This window comes from uncultured Adlercreutzia sp., assembly GCA_910585575.1.
Lineage (GTDB): Bacteria > Actinomycetota > Coriobacteriia > Coriobacteriales > Eggerthellaceae > Adlercreutzia.
The window spans coordinates 21,236-36,900 of sequence record CAJUFS010000003.1; the positions used below are offsets into that span (position 1 = coordinate 21,236).

Sequence of the window (15,665 nt, forward strand, 5' to 3'; positions counted from 1 at the left end):
GCGGCGGCTCCTTGCGGGTTTTTCTTGTTGGCGCGATGTTAGGCGCTTGATGGGGGCTCGGTGCGCGTTACACTGGGCAAACCCAAGAGAAAGGGACGGGAAATGCAGAAGCTCTTGCATAAATCTATCGCGGTGTTTACCGCGTGCGCCTTGGCGGTGGGCATGGTGACGCTGCCCATCGGCGCGGATGAGGCCCAGGCGGCTACGAAAACCACTAAGACAACCACTACCAAGAAGACCACCAAGACGACTGCCGCTAAGAAGACGAGCAAGGCGGTCATGGCCAAGCTCAAGCTGAAGTGGACGCTCAAGAAGAACAAGAAGTTCACGATCACGGAGCCCTACGCCGGTGTGGGTGCCAAGAAGAGCAACGTGCTCATGAAGAACTATAAGGTGCGCAACGCCAAGAACAAGCCGGGCTACAAGACGGTGTCTTTCGACGTTGTGAAGACCCTCGCATGGACGCCCACGAAAAAGCAGGTCCATAAGATGATGGATACCAACTATTATGTGGACACAAAAAGTGTTGGCGGTGGCGTGTATATTGCGGTAGTTGACCGTACGACGGGGCGAAGCTTGGCGGTGAGCAACAACAAGCAAAAGGTCGAGGTGCGGAGCACAACCTGGAAAACCAGCAGCCCGACAAAGTGGATCACCGACGAGGATAAATGCCACTCTCTTGCTCTGGACAGAAAGATGAAGATCCACGTCGCCATTACCTACCCCGCTAGCTACAAGGGGCTCTGCATCGGCATTGGCGGCTATAACAAGAAGGCCGAGACTAAGGCTGACAAGCAGTTCTGGCAGGGCAAGGTTGCGTTCTCGAAGACGTCGTTCTACAAGAACGCGAAGACCAAGAGCGGCAAGAAGCTCAATTCCTATTGGATGCGCGTGAAGTAGCCACTAGCTTTAAGCAAGATGCGGGGCGCCAGCGAAAGCGGCGCCCCGCTTTAGTTGTTGCTGATCAGGAAAGGATTCCCATGCATCGCATTCTGTTTGTCTGCCACGGCAATATCTGTCGCTCCACCATGGCTGAATTCGTGCTGAAGGATATGGTGCAGAGACGGGGCGAGGCCGATCAGTTCGTCATTGCCTCGGCGGCCACGAGCACCGAGGAGATTGGCAACCCCGTGCATCCGGGCACTCAGCGCGCGTTGCGCGAGCGCGGTATCGGCGGTTTTGAGAAAAAGCGCGCCCGTCAGCTGCGCCGCGATGATTACGATCAGTACGACCTGCTTATTGGCATGGACGAGGCCAATATTCGCAACATGACCCGCATGCTTGGCGGCGACCCCGAGGGCAAGGTGCACCTGCTTCTGGAGTTCGCCGGGGAAACGAGCGCCATCGCCGACCCTTGGTACACTGGTGACTTCGAAGCCACTTACCGCGATGTGGCAGCGGGTTGCGAAGGCTTGCTGCGGGAGTTGGAAGAGCGGTAGTACCGAAATTCGGGTCGGAGTGGCAAAAAAGTCGAGTTCTGACCAGAAGCAAAGCCTTCTCACCGTACTTTATGGCCTCTGGATGACGGATGAGGGCCTATTTCCCCATCAGATGTCGGATGGCGGCCATGGGATGGTGGAGAATCATGCGGGGTCCTGCGTAGCGCATGACCTTGCGAATCTCCTCTTGCTGACGGCGACTGTAGCAGTGGTTGCCGCACTGCTCACAACTGGTTTTTCTTGCCATAGAACAGCAGCGTTCGGTGCGCTTGACGCAGTATTCGTCGAGTGCCAGGCATTCCGGGCACACCGGCTCGCCGCAGAAAGCCCGATCGGTGCGGTCGGCGTCGCGGTGGTGGTCGGAGCAATAGAGTGCCACCATCTGCGAGATGGTGCGCTTCTCTCGTTCGCGGCGCTTGGCCACGGCGGGGGTGTCTTCGGGTCGTGTCATAGGGCGCATTCTATTCTCAGGACGACATAGCGGTTGAGCGTGCCACTTTTACCATCGGCGCTGAAGCGGGCTACTTCTTGCAGGGGTGCTGCAAGCTGGGCTTCTGCGACAAGTTGATCGATTTCTGCTTCGTCGCAGTGATGGCAGAAGCGGTAGACGCCCGTGGCGCGCTGCCAAGGGAGTAGGGCGTCGCGCGGGCCGAAGGAGGGAAGCTGGTAGGCGGCGCGTCCCTCGGCGGTGGTGCGCTCGGCTTTGGCGGCCAGGCGCGGGTCGTCGAGGAACTGCCAGAATGAGATGACGGCAAACCCACCAGGGCGGAGGGATCGTCCGAGGCAGGCAAGCATCTGCGCCCGTAGGTCGAATCGGGGAAGATGGTGCATGACCCCGAAGGCTACGGCGAGATCGCAGGCGCCATCGGGGAGCGCTTCGTGAAGCCCGCTTTCCAGCAGAGCGTCTACTAGGTCGATCTCGCAAAAGTCCAGGGAGGAAGCACCTGCGGCGGAGGCCGCCAACGTGGGTGGAAGGGTCGACGCCGATGATGAAAGGAGCGTGGGCGCTGCCGACGACGTGGGCGTTGCGGACGAGGCGGGGGCTACCGACGATGCGGGCGTCTGGTGCGTAAGCGGCGCGACGTCGAGCTGCGCGGGCAATGGGATCGCGGGGAAATCGATCGCTGCCTGTTTCGCAAGGGGCGCGCAGTTGTCGACGGCATGCACGCTGAGCTGCGCGGGCACGTGCTCGGCCAAGAACCGTTCGAAGCGCAGGTTGCCGCAGCCCAGATCGAGCACGGAGAGGGGGCGGCTGCTGAAGCCGGGGTCGACTTCAGCGATGGCGGAAAGCGCTTGCTCCCACCCCTGCCAGGGCGCTTGGCGCGTGGCCGAGAACGAAGTGGCTTCACGGGCATAGAAGTCGCTGGTGAGGGCGTTCAGGGAGCGCACGGCGGCGTCGTCGAAGCTGCTGCTCATGCCAGGCTTCTTTGCTGGTAAAGCCCGGCATCGGCAAACCCGAGGCGGCGATAGTAGTCGCGCGTGCCCACGGCGCTGATGACGTTGATGGCGGTGTAGCCAGCTGCCTTGGCTTGGGCGCAGGCTTCTTCCACCAGCTGGCGCCCAAGGCCCAGGTGCTGAGTTCCCTCGCCGGTTTGGTGCAGTGCGGCCACCTTGCCGTACACGTGAACCTCGCGAATCATGGCCTCGCCTGATTGCGCGGGCAGCGGGTCGGTCGCGGCCTTTGTGGCGCCGTTCTCGCCGGCGGATGCGGGGGCCGCGGGAATGCTTGCCGTGGGCAGCGACAGGCGCAGGAAGCCGGCGATGCGCCCCTCGGGCGTGACCCATTGCAGGAAGCGCTCCTCGCTGACAGTGGTGTCGTAACGCACTTCCTCCATGGTCAGTTGGGTCGTATCGGCGCCTTCAACGGCGATTTCGCGATGGCGAATTTCCTGCACCGGGGCGTTTTCAGCTTCCAGATGGCCTTCGACAATTTGGCGCAGGTTCGTCTTCTTGTTGCCTACCAAGATGTCGGTGGCCGAAATGTCGCGGATCATGCGGGAGATGCGGGTGTAGGGCGGCGTGGCTTGTACGTCGGCTGCCAGCACCTGCACCAGCTCTTCCTCGGTGTAGGGACGCCAGGTGCCCGCTTCGAAGGCCTCGGTCAGGGCTGCGCTGGCCACGAGGGCGCAGGGGTAGAGTTTCACCTCGTCGGGCAGGAAAGCCGGGTCGGTCACGAGGCGATGGTAGTCGGCGATGTCCTCTTCGGGCGTGGCTCCCAGCAAATTCGCCATGAAATGCACGTGGCTTTTGAAGCCAAAGAGGCGCAGTAGGGCCAGGGCCTCGGCGATGCGCTCGTCGGTGATGGCTCGCCCGTTGGCTGCCAGCCGCTCGTTGCTCAGACTCTGGATGCCCAGCTGCACCTTGGTGCAGCCCAGGGCGCGCAGCCCCAAGCAGCTCTCGGCGGTGATGAGGTCGGGGCGCGTCTCTACCACCAGGCCCACCACGCGTTTGGCGGCGGTTTCGTTGGCATGGTGCAGCTGTTCGATATCGGCGGGAGAGATGGGCACGGGAGCGCCCTCGAGGTCGAGAGTGTTGCGCGGGTTGGGCGCCGCGTCGGCGGCTATACCGTGGGGGTTGCTGCGCCGCCCCTCGATGGCCTCGGTCACGGCCCGATGGGCCGCATCCTCGTACAAAAGCGGCCAGGCCTGGTTGTACGTGAGTTCGCCGGCGTCGATGCGGGCCTGCACTAACGCGGTGGCGGCGGCCAGCTTGTCGCGTTCGCGGGGCAGCCCCAGGCTCTCGTAGAAGGCACGGCGCGCGGCGGCCTCCTTGGTGCGCTCTTCGTCGCTGAGGTTAAGGGCGCGGAACAGTTCGCCGATGAACCAGCGCTGGTAGGCTGCGGGGTAATCGCTCCAGGTGCCGCCCAGCACGATGAGCTCCACTTTGTCGGTGACGTGACCCATGTCGGTGAGGGCACGCAGACGGGCTGCCACCTGCAGAAACGGATCGAACCAGCAGCGCTCGGCCCGTTGACAGGCCGGCTCGTCGGCCAGATAGCTTTTGGGCATGCGAATGTCATTGGGGCAGTACACGCATTGGCTGGAGCAGCGCCACGGCTTGGTGAGTACGGTGATGGTGGCCACGCCCGAGGCGGTGCGCCGCGGCTTCGCCTGCAAAAGGCGCACCACGGCCCGGTCGGTGGCTTCGTCGACGTTCCATGCCGCCCAGTGCTCGGGCTCGTTCGCCCGCACCGCCAGGTAGTAGGGGAGCAGCCGACGCTTTGCCACGTGGCGGGTGCCGTCATGGGCTGCGCGGTTGTGACGGCGCACCAGCTTGTCGAGCCAGACGGCATCCACGGGCGTGCCCGCCCGCACCGCATCGATTATTTCTCGAAGAGCATCTTCCATAGGCCCATTATAAGCGCGGCGCGTTCCCTGAGCGTTTAACTCTACTCGCCAAAACGACCGATTGGATGAGGCTTGCCCGTCTGCATCAAAAGTCGAAGATTTGGCGGTTGCCGCGAAAATTCTTGCTGCCGCGGTTCGTTTGCCGGCGTCAGCGCGGCTTCGCTTCCTTACAGGGCGGCTTCGATGGCCTCGAAGAGCTCGTCGTAGGTTTCGTAGGCCGGTACGTCGGGGTACTCGGCTTTGATGGCGTCGGTGGAGCGGAACAGGAAGCCGGCCTTCGAGTTCAGGATCATGCCCAGGTCGTTGTGGGAGTCGCCCGCGGCGATGGTCTCCATGCCGCAGCTGTGCAGGGCGTTCACCGTGGTGAGCTTCGTCTGCGGGCAGCGCATGCGGTAGTCGGAGATGGTGCCGTCGGCGTCCACCACCAGCTCGTTGCAGAACAGCGTGGGCCAGCCGAGCTTCTCCATCAGCGGCTTGGCGAACTGCTCGAAGGTGTCGGAGATGATGATGACCTGGGTGGTGGCGCGCAGCTTGTCAAGGAAGGCGCGGGCGCCCTCCATGGGGTCGATGGTGGCGATGACCTTCTGCACGTCGGGAAGTCCCAGGCCGTGCTCGCGCAGGATGTCCAGACGGTAGGCCATGAGCTTGTCGTAATCGGGCTCGTCGCGGGTGGTGCGCTTCAGCTCGGGAATGCCGGCGGCTTCAGCGAAGGCAATCCAAATTTCGGGAACCAGCACGCCTTCGAGGTCCAGGCAAACAACATTCATGGGATCTGCTCCTTTGTGCGACGAGGGCGCGAGGCCGAGGAAGGCTGGCGGACGGCCCGAGGGGGATTTTTCCTGCCCAGCGTATCCCAACTTTCCCAACGAGTGGGCAACGAAGGGGGAGGGTGGCGCCCCCGGCACCGCAAGTGGATTACCATGATCGAAAACATCAGTAATATGGCTTCGGCAACGGTGATGCGCACCAGAAACGCCGCCGTCTTCTGCGGAAAAGAGAAAGGGGCTGCCATGGTTGATCTTTTGACGGCTGTCGTGTTTCTCTGCTGGGTGGTGGCCGGCGTGTGCGGGTTCGCCGCGCTGGTGTGCGTCTATTTGAAAAAGCCCCTGCGCCCGGTGCTGGTGGTGTTCAGCATCAGTGTTCTGATTTCCTTTGTGGCGATGCTCTTTCTGCCGCGTCTTTAGCGCTGCCACCCTTATACTAGGCGGATCCAAAAAAGAAGGGAGGCCCGAGGCCCTATGATCGAGCGCGCCGATGGCATTTTGAGTGACATTAACGCTCCGGCCGAGCTGCCGGTGCCCGCCGTTATCCAGCAGGCGCCGGGCATTATGCTGCAGGGGCGGTTGGTGAAGTCGCTCGTGTTCTCGACGGACCTGGCCATTATCTGCCACTGCGACGCCGATGCCGTACTGGCGGTGTATCCCTTCATGTGCCAGCCGGCCATCACCCAGGCGTTGGTGGCGGCTTCTCAGCGCCCGGTCATCAACGGCGTGGGCGGTTCAATCACTCAGGGTGAGCGCTGCGTTACCTTGGCCCTGCATTCCGAGATGCAGGGCGTGGCCGGCGTGGTGGTGAACGCGGGTATTCCCGTGGATACCGTGCACGATTTGGCCGCCCATGTGAACGTGCCCGTTATTGTGACGGTGTATCGTGACGACGAGCAGGCGCGTGCCCAAATTGAGGCCGGAGTGGACATGGTGAACGTGGCCGCGGGGCGCCAGACGGCCGCTGTCGTGGCCCAGCTGCATAAGCAATACCCGCACCTGCCCATTATTGCCACGGGCGGCCCCACGGACGCCTCTATCCTCGAGACGCTGGAGGCCGGCGCCAGCGCTATCAGCTGGACACCGCCCACGGCCCAAGCGTTGGAGCGCAAGGTCATGGAGCGCGTGCGCGGGGCGGAGTAGGAGCGCAGCGACCTGACGAAAGGCGCCCGCGCCGCCCTGTCGAAAGACGATCGCGGCGCCCTGCTGAAGGGCGGCCGCGGCCTCTACTTCAGCATGCGGTCAACTAAATAGCCCTCGCGAATGCCGTACTTGCACACGGTGAGATCGTCGGCGCCCAGGCAATCCATAAGGGTGCGCACCATAACCATGCCCGGCACCAGGGTGTGCACGCGATCGGGGCAGGCTTTCACGGCGCTGTGCGCGAACCGGGACGGCTCTTCGGCGAAGAGGGCGAACAGCGCCTGCAGGTTTTGCCGGGTGATGAGGGGAGGCTTGCCGCCGACGCCCAGGGCTTGGGCTTGCATCTTGGCGACGGCGCGCACCGAGCCTCCGATGCCGAACAGGTGGGCGGTGCGGTAGGGCGCCAGCGTCCCAAGGCCGTCGAGATGCCCTCGCAGCGATTCCTCGATGGCGGCACATTCGGCGGCGGTGGGCAGCACGAGTGAGACGAACTGGGCGTAGGAGGACACGCTGCCCTGGGGAAGGCTGACGCCGTCGGCGTCGCCGGTGGCGCGAAGGACGGTCAGCTCGGTGGAGCCGCCGCCGATGTCGATGAGCGTGCCGGCCTCGAGGGGCTGGCCCAGGGTGGCGCCTACGAAGCCCAGATGGGCTTCTTCGCGGGCGGACAGCAGGTTGATGGGGTGATCGATGGCCTCTTCAAGGGCGGTTACCGCCTCGGCGGAGTTGACGCAGTTGCGCAGCACGGCGGTGGCGAAGATATCGATGCGCTCGCAGCGCAGGGTGCGGGCGGTTTTCAGCTGGGAGGCCAGAATGCTCTCGGCTCGCCGAAGGCCCTCGGGGGTGAACACGCCTTCAACGACGTAAGCGGCCAGTCCGGCCATCTTCTTCTCGTCCACGACAGTGCGAAAACGCGGAGACGGGGCGGCTTCCTTGACGTCGTAGACAACAAGGCGCACCGAGTTGGAACCCAGGTCGATAACGCCGAAACGGGCCATGGGAACACTCCTTTCTTGGGCCGGCTTCAGGGACGGCCCCCAGTGTGCCCCATGGCCCGGAATCGTTCAAGGCCGGGCGGCTTAGTCGGCTACCACCACGCGGTAGTGGGCGTTGTCGCCGCAGCAGGTTTGCAGAATGATGGACTCGCCATAGGTGGTCACGCGCGCCTGGATGTCTTCCCAATAGGTGCTGTCGGGAACGATGAACTCGTCGACCACGTGATAGGTGCGCTGCTGGCCGTCGCTGTCGCAGACGGTGACGGGGTCGCCGTTCTTCAGGGACATGACGCAGGTGAAGGCTCCGGGGTTATGGCCGATGAAGTAGCCCCAGGTGCCGTCGGTGGTGCTGTCGGAGCCCATCCACAGGCCTGCGCCGGTCGAGGGCGCCGACGAGGTTTTGTAGGAGGGCACGTAGGCCATTTCGGTGCCGTTGACGTCGATGGTGTCGGCCTCCATGGCGCCCGGCGCCGTGGTTTCGACCGTGCTGGCCTCGATGGTCTTTTCGCTCTCAAGGTCCGAGACGCCGTATTTTTCCTGGACGGCGTCTTTGGCCACCTGCAGGGCCTTGGCGGTGCCGATGGTGGTGCCGACGGTGGAGGCGCCGTCGTTGGCCTCGGCCTCAATGGCGGCGAGGGCGTCGTTGCGCGACTGCTCGAGCTGGGCGGCCATGGAATCCGCCTCCTTCTCATCCTGGTAGACAATGGTGACGGCCACTTGCTTGGTGATGGAGGTGTCCTGAGCCTCGGCAGGAGCCGGTTCCTCCGTGGGCAGCGGCGTGTCCACCGCAAAGGCCAGGCCGGCGGCGAGGCAGATGGCGGCGGCGCTGGCGGCAACGGCGGCGAAGGCCTTGGGTGCTTTCATGATCTTCTTCCTTTCCCGAGGGGCGCGCGTGGTGGCGCGGCGAGCCTCAGCTGTGCCCGACGGCTCCTCGGGCGACGAGGGCATCGGTGCAATCCCTATCACGCTGTATCTTAGAGCGGGAATGTCATAAATATGCTTTGAACTGGTCTTTGTTTGAATCACGTATGGGCATCATCACCGTTATGCAAGAAAGTCGCCGTTTCGTGAGGCGGCTGTTGTCTCCCCGTCAGTTCTGTTGACACTGTGCAAACAGTCGGGACTCCCGATAGGGGTGCCGTGCGCGGGGAATGCGGAGCCAGGTGTAAAGGAACCGTGATATGTGGGGTCAATTCGCGAAACGATCCCAGCAAAGGGGGAGGTTATGCCTATAATGGCACCACGACTGAGTTCGATGGACGCAGCCGCGCGCCGCGGGGCTCGCCGCCGCCGGCGCACTCCCACCAATGAGCCTTAAAACGCAGGACAGATGAACAAGAGGTTGATTATCCATGGGAATGAACGACGATCGCTATGACGCCGCCCCCGGTGTCCCCGGAGGGCAGCCCATCGACCCTTCTGCGGCCGCTCGCGGAGCGCAGCCGGGTTCGCGCGGCAAGATAACCACGCGCCCCTCCCGTGAGAGTATTCTGCAATCCTACGCCTCCCAGGACGAAATGCGCGCCCGCAATGCCCGCATGCAGTCCCAGGCGGCGGCCCAGTCCTATGCCGCCAACGCTGCCCAGCGCGACGCCGATCGTCGGGCGCGCCAGGAAGCGCTTGCGGCTCAGCAGCGCGAGCAAGAGGCCCTGCGCGCCGCCCGCGAGGCTCAGCGAGCTTCCCAGCCGCGGCCGAGCGCCGGCCAGCCGCAGCGCCGCACGCGGGTTGTGCCCCCGCTGTCGTCCCAGGAAAGCTACGACCTCACCCGCTCTTCCCAGGAAAGCTACGAGCGGGCGCGGGCTTCGCGCGATGCGCTGTCCGAGGCGCGTCGCGGTCGCGCGCTCAATCGCGAGGTTATCGACGGGCGCGGCAGCATCGACTCGCGCACCTTCAACGAAAGCCACCAAATCTCGGGCTATTCCCGCGACGAGCGCGACCGCCCCGATCCCATGCTCGACACGGTCAACAGCCGCACGAATTGGCGCTCCCGCGCCGGCCAGGGCTTCGATGCGTCCCCGGATGCTCCGGCCCATGGGCTGCCGCTGCGTCCCCGCGATATGCGCGGAGCGGGCGTTGGCTTTTCCGGCGGCGTCATGAGCGGGCGGGCCGATTACGCCGCCCCGAGTGGCCGTGGCGCCGGTATTCCGCTGTTCTTGAAGATCGGCATTCCCATTATTGTTATCCTTTTGGTAGTTATTATCGTGCTCTTGCTTCGCTAGAAAGGCCCCCATGTACGCTCAGCCGGCCTGTCCGCCCTTTGTCAAAGTTCTTGTCGTCGCCGTTATTGTTATCGAATTGGTCGTCATCGGCCTGCTGGCTTCCTCGAGGGCCACGGCCGCCGGTGGTGGCCAGGAGGCTGAAGCCTCGACGGCTGCCCAGCCCGCGGTATCCGATACCGCGGCATCCGGTTCCGAGCAACAAGACGCTGCGGCGGCGAACGATGGTGCCGAGGGTGATGCCGCTGCTGAATCCGAGCCCGTCACGCTGACGGTCACCTTCGCCGGCGACTGCACCTTGGGCACCGACGAGAACTTCGACGCTTCGCGCAACTTTACCTCGCGCTGGGAAGCCGAGGACGGGAACCCGGCCTACTTCCTGAAGAACGTGGCCGACCTGTTCGGCGCCGACGACCTGACCGTGGTGAACATGGAAGGCACGCTTACCGAAAGCACCGAGCGGGCCGACAAGCAGTTCGCCTTCAAGGGGCCGGCGGAATACGCGAAGATCCTCAGCTCGGCCAGCGTCGAGACGGCGTCGGTGGCCAACAACCATTCGGCCGACTACGGCCAGCAGAGCCTCGACGACACCATCGAGGCGCTGGACGCCGAGGGCATTGAGTCCTTCGGCTACGAGCGCATTTGCTATCGCGACGTGAAGGGCGTGAAGGTGGCGCTCATCGGCGCAGCCTTCCCCGAAGACAGCGACGACAACCGCAAGCAGATGACCGACAACATCGCGAAGGCCCGCGAAGAGGGCGCCCGGCTGGTACTCGTCTATGTGCACTGGGGCATCGAGCGCGAGTACACGCCCACCCAGGACCAGATCGCCATGGGCCACGCCGCCATTGACGCCGGCGCCGACTTGGTGGTGGGTGGCCATCCCCATGTCATTCAGGGCTACGAGGTATACCAGGGCCGCTATATCGTGTACAGCCTGGGCAACTTCTGCTTCGGCGGCAACTCGAACCCCGAGGACAAGGACTGCATGATCTTCCAGCAAACCTTCACCGTCACTGGCGACGAGGTGGCGAAGAACGACGACGTGGACTTCATCGCCTGCTCGGTGTCGTCGGAAAGCGACCGCAACACCTATCAGCCCACGCTGGCCGAGGGCGACGAAAAAGAGCGCATCGAGAAGAAGATCCAGGACTCCACTGACGAGATTGCGGAAATGGTGGCGGCATAACGCCGCGTGGCCTGCTGGTGGCGTATATCCACCTGACCGGCCCCGCGGCCGGAGGGTTCCGCAGCGGAGACCTCGCGCTGATCCCGCTGCGAACGCGGCAAAAGAAACAGAGAAGATGATGCCCATAAGTCGGTACTATCCCCGTATCGGTGCTGGCGAAGTGGAATCTGTTTCTTAACGGCCGCGTTCTCCGCGGGGCGCTCAGACACCGCTGCGGAACCCTCCGGGCGCAGGGCCTACGAGGGTGGGCGGTGCGTGGGGTTGCAGGTTGAAGCGTAGGTTCCAGGATCGGCCTGTTTGGTTCCCTGAGGTATGCCAAAAAGCGGGTGTTTGGTTCCCCGCGCGTATAAAATCCCAGGTCAGAATGTTCGACTGCTGAAGCTGCGGGAACCAAACAGGCCCATTTGGGAACCTTTTGAGGGAGAGGCTCGCTTCCTTGAATTGCGAGACGTTCGCGTGGGCTGTTGGAGTTTCAGCACACAGAAGTAGATGGGCTGCACCTCCGAGGTTTGGTAAGGGGATAAGTGGCTCGAGTCGTCGAATCCGCTCAAGATGGTGTGCGTTTGCTAGAAGCGTTTCGCGTATTTCTTGAGTTTGGGGGGAACCTCAGAGGAGTTGATGCGGTAGAGGCTGCCACCGCCGCTGTAATTGGTTCCGTCCCAGGAAGAAAGTTCGTCATGGGTGTTGTCGTTGTAGCAGTACGCTGTCTTGCCGTTGGCCTTTACGAGATAAGCGGCACCATCGCCGAGGGGTGCGTGCTTGACCCGAACGAGGCTGAGTTTCTCTTTTCTCACGTGGGATGTTGAGTCGTAGAACATGCCATCGCTGTCGATTCCTACGGAGAAGAAGTATATCTTGCCGTTCTTGATATACCGATACCCGCCCCCCGAGCTCCATGTATGCCACCAACCGTTTAGGCTTGCCAGTGCTTTCTGCTTGGCGCTTCCGTATACCTTCACCTTGCAGGTGAGTTTCTTGCTGCCAATTTTGGCGGTGATAGTGGCAGTACCGGCTTTCTTGGCAACCACTATGCCCTTTTTGGATATAGAGGCAACCTTCTTGTTGGAAGATTTCCAGGTCACCTTTTTGCCGCCCGCATTCTTCACTTTAAGAGTGAAGGTTTTACCCTTGACAACCTTCTTGCTTGCAGAAGAAAGTTTCGGCTTGGCTGCTGCATGAGCCTTAGAGGGCGAAAGGATAACGGCGCCAAGGGCTCCAAGGGCCAACATCGCAACGAGGGCGACGATGAAGAGCTTTTTGCCATAAGCGGCGTGCGGTACGGATGCTGTATGCACGATCGAACCCTTTCGTACGATGGCTTTTCAATGGTGGGAAATCGCGAGGTTAGGAAGGTGCTGGGCGAATGTTCGATGGGGTGTGTATATGAGCTAGAGAAAGGTCAGGTAATCTAAGGAGTTATCCGTCACTTTAACCCATCCAGTTTTACCCGACGAGGTTTTTACTTTGACGACAGCACGGCCGCCATTGAGGTAAATCTTCGAAATCCGCACCTTTTGCCCTTCTTTTAAACGCGTGGTAATGCCCTTGCATTTTGGAGATTTGTATACGGGCAGGTTGTTTCTCATGGATCGCACTTTTTTCTCGCCAAGCCACGCCCCCGTCTTGCTTGTGCGCACCAGCTTCTTGTTCTTGTATTTGTAGGAGTAGCTTGCTTCAAGATATTTGCCCACAGAGGCACTATGATGAATTACGATACGATTACCCTTCGCTTTGATGCCGGAGACGTAGTGCCGACCTGCTCCTGTTCCCTTTGTGACCTTGTTGGCATCAAGTACTTTTGTGAGCTTGCCCTTCTCGTAGGCCAGAACGTAGTCCCGCCAGTAACCAGTGCCTTCCACGGCGACATGGAGATACGCAAAGGCGCGTCCGCTGCTCATCTTCATTAGCTTAATCTCTGCGTAGAGCTCTGTGTCGAACGATGAGCTCCGCGTTAGTCCGTGTTTGTGCGAGTCGAACGAGTAGACACGTTTATCATTGACGAACACCCTTACTGTCGAATCATCGACAGAGAGCGTTACGCTATCTGTGGCTCCATCTCTGTCGATGTCCATTTTGCTGTAGGTGGTTTGCTCTCCCGAGGAAGCACAGATGGTCTTCGAGTTTGCAGCTGTGGCGCCCCAAGCGCTGGAGGGCGAAGAGACAATTATGGCGGCACAGAGTATCAGGAGGCTCATTATTGAAGCTAGCGTAAGTACGAAGAAGCTTGGGTGAACAATTGCCTGCTTTCTTTTCATTCTGGTTTCCTCCTTCTGGGCTCTTTTGCTAGTGGCTGAGCGGTTTGACTATTTGACGATCTTCACTTTGAGGTTTTTCTTGATATAGGTGTCGTAGGAGTATTTGGAAGACTTGTACTTATCGCCTTTGACTCGCTTAATCTTGTCGTAAGTGTACTTTCCACCAGTTTGCAATTTGATCAGTCGGTTAGTCTCTGACTTGCTGAGCTTGGCTCCTGTGGAGCCGGTGACAACGGAGCTGCCAGACATAAGGTACTTGGCGTGGTAGAGCACTTGGGGCCATGATGTTATCCAGAGCTCGACCCAGCCCTTGCCACGCTTCCAGCGATTAACGGGGAAGCCGCAGGGGTCCCCGCCGTCAAAGTGGGTTTTGCTGTTGTGCCAGTAGAACGTCGCAAGGGGCTCTCCGGTCTTGTTTTCCCGGATTTCAAGTGATTTGAAGTTGCGATTTCCTGGATCTTCGAAGACGTACACTTTGCCGCGCCAGAGCTTGGGGATGGTGAATTTGACGTATGAGTTCTTGAATGTTGAGCTGGCCTTCGCTTTGGCTGGTTTGCTGGAGCGGCCGTTGTCGATACTGGGGTCAGCGTTGTTGGCTCGGTAGGCGGAGACTTTGTAATAGTATGTTTGGCCAGCCGCCGTGCTGGGATCGGTGACCGAAATGGAGCCTTCGGTTGGTAGGCCTGCGGCTGGGAGGGCCCCGAGGCTTTTGTATCCTTTATTTTTGTGAGTACTGCGATAAATCATATACCCATCGGCGTCAGGTACCCGCTTCCAGCTAATCTTTACTGTGCATTTTTTCGTGGCCTTCGCTTTAACATGCGTCGGTGCCGGCAAAGGTTTGTCGGCCGCATAGGCGTCTGTCGGTAAAACAGCTGCGCCGATCGCCAGCAAAAACGCAATGACGCAGGCGATAGCTAATGAACGCGGGCGCCAAAGGGGAAGGGCGGAACTGTTCATGACGACTCCTTTCGGGGAGAGAGGATCGTTTCATGCGGCTATGCGTGATGAAACTGAAGAGGACGTCTGCCCTCATGCGTCGAGTCTTGAGCCGTCGCGCTCAAAAGAGGCAGAATGATCTAAGGCTGACGCTCTGTCATGATAGCACCATCCAACTTATGGAAACAATGAGCTTTCAGCTCGCTATTCGGAAGTAGAGCAGGCCCTTTCCTGGCCGGCCGCGCGGGCTGCTAGATTTTCAGGACGCAGGAGCCGGCGGTGAGGCCGCCGCCGAAGGCGGTCATGCAGGCGATGTCACCGCGCTTCAGCTTGCCCTCGCACAGCGCCTCGTTTAGCGCGATGAGGGCGCTGGCGCCGCTGACGTTGCCCACGTGGTCGATGATCACCTGGAAGCGCTCCATGGGCAGGTCCATCTTCTTGGCGGCGTAGCGGATGATGCGCTCGTTGGCCTGATGGGGGGTGAACAGCGTGACGTCGTCGATGGTGAGGCCGGCGCGGGCCAGGGCCTCCTCGGTGCAGCGCATCATGGCGGCGGTGGCGAACTTGAACACCGCCTGGCCGGCCATGCGCATGTAGGGGTCGAGGTTGTCGCGCTCCTCGACGCCCTCGTTGCCGGCGGCGAAGGGGGTCTCGCGGGCGCAGAAGGCGCTGTCGCACCACAGGGTGCGGGCGGTGTCGTCGCTGTTCTCCATGTAGCTGGAAAGCACGCCCTCCTCGTCTTCGCGCCATTCCAGTACCACGGCGCCGGCACCGTCGCCGAACAGGATGCAGGTGGCGCGGTCTTCCCAGTCCACCAGGCGGCTCAGGCGCTCGGCGGCTACCACTAGCACGCGGCGCACCACGTTGCGGCGCGGGCCGCGGCCGGCCGCTTCGGCCTGGGCGCGGTCGAAGGCGCTGCCGGCCATGATGAGGTCGGCGGTGGAGATGCCGTAGACGCAGCCCGAGCAGGCGCAGGACATGTCGTAGCACACGGCGTTCACCGCGCCGATGCGCTCGCGGATGCGGGCGGCTTCGGAGGGGAAGTGAGTGTCGGCAGTAAGGGTGGGGCAGATGATGAGGTCGAGCGAGGCGGGGTCGAGGGCGCCTTCTTCGCGCTGCCAGCCGCCCTCGGTCTGGCCCAGGGCGCGCAGGGCCGCTTCGGCACCCAGGTCGGTGCAGGTTTCCTCGAGGGCAATCTGGCGCGTATGGATGCCGGTGCGGGGAACGATCCACTCGTCGGAGGTGTCAACGATGGCACCCAGCTCGTCGTTGGTCACCGTGCGCTTCGGCAGAGACTTTCCTGATCCGATGATTACGCTGCCCAATGCCGTTCCTTTCCCTGAAATGCGCCGCTAGCTGCGCTATGATACTCACTGCGTTT

General features: G+C 61.7%; 16 protein-coding genes. 6 read left to right on the forward strand and 10 right to left on the reverse strand.

Features of this window, described 5'->3' with window-relative positions; all coding sequences use genetic code 11:
• Positions 1 to 102 precede the first annotated feature (102 nt).
• The gene (locus QZ307_RS00475) at positions 103 to 900 is read left to right on the forward strand and encodes a hypothetical protein (RefSeq protein ID WP_295994251.1); all 798 of its coding nucleotides are present in this window, start codon (positions 103 to 105) and stop codon (positions 898 to 900) included.
• A gap of 80 nt (positions 901 to 980) precedes the next feature.
• Complete coding sequence (locus tag QZ307_RS00480; protein WP_295994253.1) at positions 981 to 1,439, forward strand: low molecular weight protein-tyrosine-phosphatase; 459 nt, start codon at positions 981 to 983, stop codon at positions 1,437 to 1,439.
• 97 nt (positions 1,440 to 1,536) lie between these two features.
• Here the strand turns inward: QZ307_RS00480 and QZ307_RS00485 are convergent, their stop codons facing one another.
• From QZ307_RS00485 to thrH, 4 genes are all read right to left on the reverse strand, one after another.
• On the reverse strand, positions 1,537 to 1,890 hold the full coding sequence (locus QZ307_RS00485; protein ID WP_295994255.1) for a nitrous oxide-stimulated promoter family protein: 354 nt from the start codon (positions 1,888 to 1,890) through the stop codon (positions 1,537 to 1,539).
• Positions 1,887 to 2,855: a class I SAM-dependent methyltransferase gene (locus QZ307_RS00490; protein WP_295994256.1), complete on the reverse strand. Its 969-nt coding sequence runs from the start codon at positions 2,853 to 2,855 to the stop codon at positions 1,887 to 1,889. The genes QZ307_RS00485 and QZ307_RS00490 overlap by 4 nt, the downstream gene beginning before the upstream one ends.
• Complete coding sequence (locus QZ307_RS00495) at positions 2,852 to 4,786, reverse strand: tRNA uridine(34) 5-carboxymethylaminomethyl modification radical SAM/GNAT enzyme Elp3 (protein WP_295994258.1); 1,935 nt, start codon at positions 4,784 to 4,786, stop codon at positions 2,852 to 2,854. The genes QZ307_RS00490 and QZ307_RS00495 overlap by 4 nt, the downstream gene beginning before the upstream one ends.
• A gap of 167 nt (positions 4,787 to 4,953) precedes the next feature.
• Entirely contained in the window at positions 4,954 to 5,553 is a 600-nt protein-coding gene (thrH, locus tag QZ307_RS00500; protein ID WP_295994261.1) for a bifunctional phosphoserine phosphatase/homoserine phosphotransferase ThrH, read from the reverse strand.
• Between the two features lie 153 nt (positions 5,554 to 5,706).
• Here thrH and QZ307_RS00505 point away from each other — a divergent pair, with 153 nt between their 5' ends.
• Together QZ307_RS00505 and QZ307_RS00510 are read left to right on the forward strand one after the other, a co-directional pair.
• The gene (locus tag QZ307_RS00505; RefSeq protein ID WP_295994262.1) at positions 5,707 to 5,970 is read left to right on the forward strand and encodes a hypothetical protein; all 264 of its coding nucleotides are present in this window, start codon (positions 5,707 to 5,709) and stop codon (positions 5,968 to 5,970) included.
• A gap of 54 nt (positions 5,971 to 6,024) precedes the next feature.
• Positions 6,025 to 6,693, forward strand: coding sequence for a dioxygenase (locus QZ307_RS00510; RefSeq protein ID WP_295994264.1), 669 nt, complete (start codon positions 6,025 to 6,027; stop codon positions 6,691 to 6,693).
• Between the two features lie 83 nt (positions 6,694 to 6,776).
• Here the strand turns inward: QZ307_RS00510 and QZ307_RS00515 are convergent, their stop codons facing one another.
• Positions 6,777 to 7,688: an exopolyphosphatase gene (locus QZ307_RS00515; protein WP_295994266.1), complete on the reverse strand. Its 912-nt coding sequence runs from the start codon at positions 7,686 to 7,688 to the stop codon at positions 6,777 to 6,779.
• 81 nt (positions 7,689 to 7,769) lie between these two features.
• Entirely contained in the window at positions 7,770 to 8,549 is a 780-nt protein-coding gene (locus QZ307_RS00520) for a sortase (protein ID WP_295994268.1), read from the reverse strand.
• A gap of 488 nt (positions 8,550 to 9,037) precedes the next feature.
• Here QZ307_RS00520 and QZ307_RS00525 point away from each other — a divergent pair, with 488 nt between their 5' ends.
• Together QZ307_RS00525 and QZ307_RS00530 are read left to right on the forward strand one after the other, a co-directional pair.
• Complete coding sequence (locus QZ307_RS00525; protein ID WP_295994269.1) at positions 9,038 to 9,904, forward strand: hypothetical protein; 867 nt, start codon at positions 9,038 to 9,040, stop codon at positions 9,902 to 9,904.
• A gap of 10 nt (positions 9,905 to 9,914) precedes the next feature.
• Positions 9,915 to 11,090, forward strand: a complete 1,176-nt coding sequence (locus tag QZ307_RS00530; protein WP_295994272.1) for a CapA family protein — start codon at positions 9,915 to 9,917, stop codon at positions 11,088 to 11,090.
• Positions 11,091 to 11,656: 566 nt separating this feature from the next.
• On the opposite strand, the gene QZ307_RS00535 is transcribed toward QZ307_RS00530, so the two are convergent.
• The 4 genes from QZ307_RS00535 to QZ307_RS00550 all read right to left on the reverse strand — a co-directional run bounded on the left by QZ307_RS00535 (position 11,657) and on the right by QZ307_RS00550 (position 15,609).
• Positions 11,657 to 12,385 (reverse strand): Ig-like domain-containing protein, encoded by a 729-nt coding sequence (locus QZ307_RS00535; protein WP_295994274.1) that lies wholly within the window; start codon positions 12,383 to 12,385, stop codon positions 11,657 to 11,659.
• 93 nt (positions 12,386 to 12,478) lie between these two features.
• Complete coding sequence (locus QZ307_RS00540) at positions 12,479 to 13,345, reverse strand: hypothetical protein (protein WP_295994276.1); 867 nt, start codon at positions 13,343 to 13,345, stop codon at positions 12,479 to 12,481.
• 48 nt (positions 13,346 to 13,393) lie between these two features.
• Positions 13,394 to 14,305, reverse strand: a complete 912-nt coding sequence (locus tag QZ307_RS00545; protein WP_295994278.1) for a hypothetical protein — start codon at positions 14,303 to 14,305, stop codon at positions 13,394 to 13,396.
• A 230-nt stretch (positions 14,306 to 14,535) separates the two neighbouring features.
• Complete coding sequence (locus tag QZ307_RS00550) at positions 14,536 to 15,609, reverse strand: beta-ketoacyl-ACP synthase 3 (RefSeq protein WP_295994280.1); 1,074 nt, start codon at positions 15,607 to 15,609, stop codon at positions 14,536 to 14,538.
• Between the last annotated feature and the right edge of the window lie 56 nt (positions 15,610 to 15,665).

What these genes read in the sequence shown, in the direction of transcription:
- QZ307_RS00545 (WP_295994278.1), bottom strand. Translation starts at nt 14,305, where the DNA reads ATGAACAGTTCCGCCCTTCCCCTTTGGCGCCCGCGTTCATTAGCTATC.
- QZ307_RS00490 (WP_295994256.1), bottom strand. Translation starts at nt 2,855, where the DNA reads ATGAGCAGCAGCTTCGACGACGCCGCCGTGCGCTCCCTGAACGCCCTC.
- QZ307_RS00475 (WP_295994251.1), top strand. Translation starts at nt 103, where the DNA reads ATGCAGAAGCTCTTGCATAAATCTATCGCGGTGTTTACCGCGTGCGCC.
- thrH (WP_295994261.1), bottom strand. Translation starts at nt 5,553, where the DNA reads ATGAATGTTGTTTGCCTGGACCTCGAAGGCGTGCTGGTTCCCGAAATT.
- QZ307_RS00540 (WP_295994276.1), bottom strand. Translation starts at nt 13,345, where the DNA reads ATGAAAAGAAAGCAGGCAATTGTTCACCCAAGCTTCTTCGTACTTACG.
- QZ307_RS00520 (WP_295994268.1), bottom strand. Translation starts at nt 8,549, where the DNA reads ATGAAAGCACCCAAGGCCTTCGCCGCCGTTGCCGCCAGCGCCGCCGCC.
- QZ307_RS00480 (WP_295994253.1), top strand. Translation starts at nt 981, where the DNA reads ATGCATCGCATTCTGTTTGTCTGCCACGGCAATATCTGTCGCTCCACC.
- QZ307_RS00510 (WP_295994264.1), top strand. Translation starts at nt 6,025, where the DNA reads ATGATCGAGCGCGCCGATGGCATTTTGAGTGACATTAACGCTCCGGCC.
- QZ307_RS00485 (WP_295994255.1), bottom strand. Translation starts at nt 1,890, where the DNA reads ATGACACGACCCGAAGACACCCCCGCCGTGGCCAAGCGCCGCGAACGA.
- QZ307_RS00525 (WP_295994269.1), top strand. Translation starts at nt 9,038, where the DNA reads ATGGGAATGAACGACGATCGCTATGACGCCGCCCCCGGTGTCCCCGGA.
- QZ307_RS00495 (WP_295994258.1), bottom strand. Translation starts at nt 4,786, where the DNA reads ATGGAAGATGCTCTTCGAGAAATAATCGATGCGGTGCGGGCGGGCACG.
- QZ307_RS00530 (WP_295994272.1), top strand. Translation starts at nt 9,915, where the DNA reads ATGTACGCTCAGCCGGCCTGTCCGCCCTTTGTCAAAGTTCTTGTCGTC.
- QZ307_RS00505 (WP_295994262.1), top strand. Translation starts at nt 5,707, where the DNA reads ATGATCGAAAACATCAGTAATATGGCTTCGGCAACGGTGATGCGCACC.
- QZ307_RS00515 (WP_295994266.1), bottom strand. Translation starts at nt 7,688, where the DNA reads ATGGCCCGTTTCGGCGTTATCGACCTGGGTTCCAACTCGGTGCGCCTT.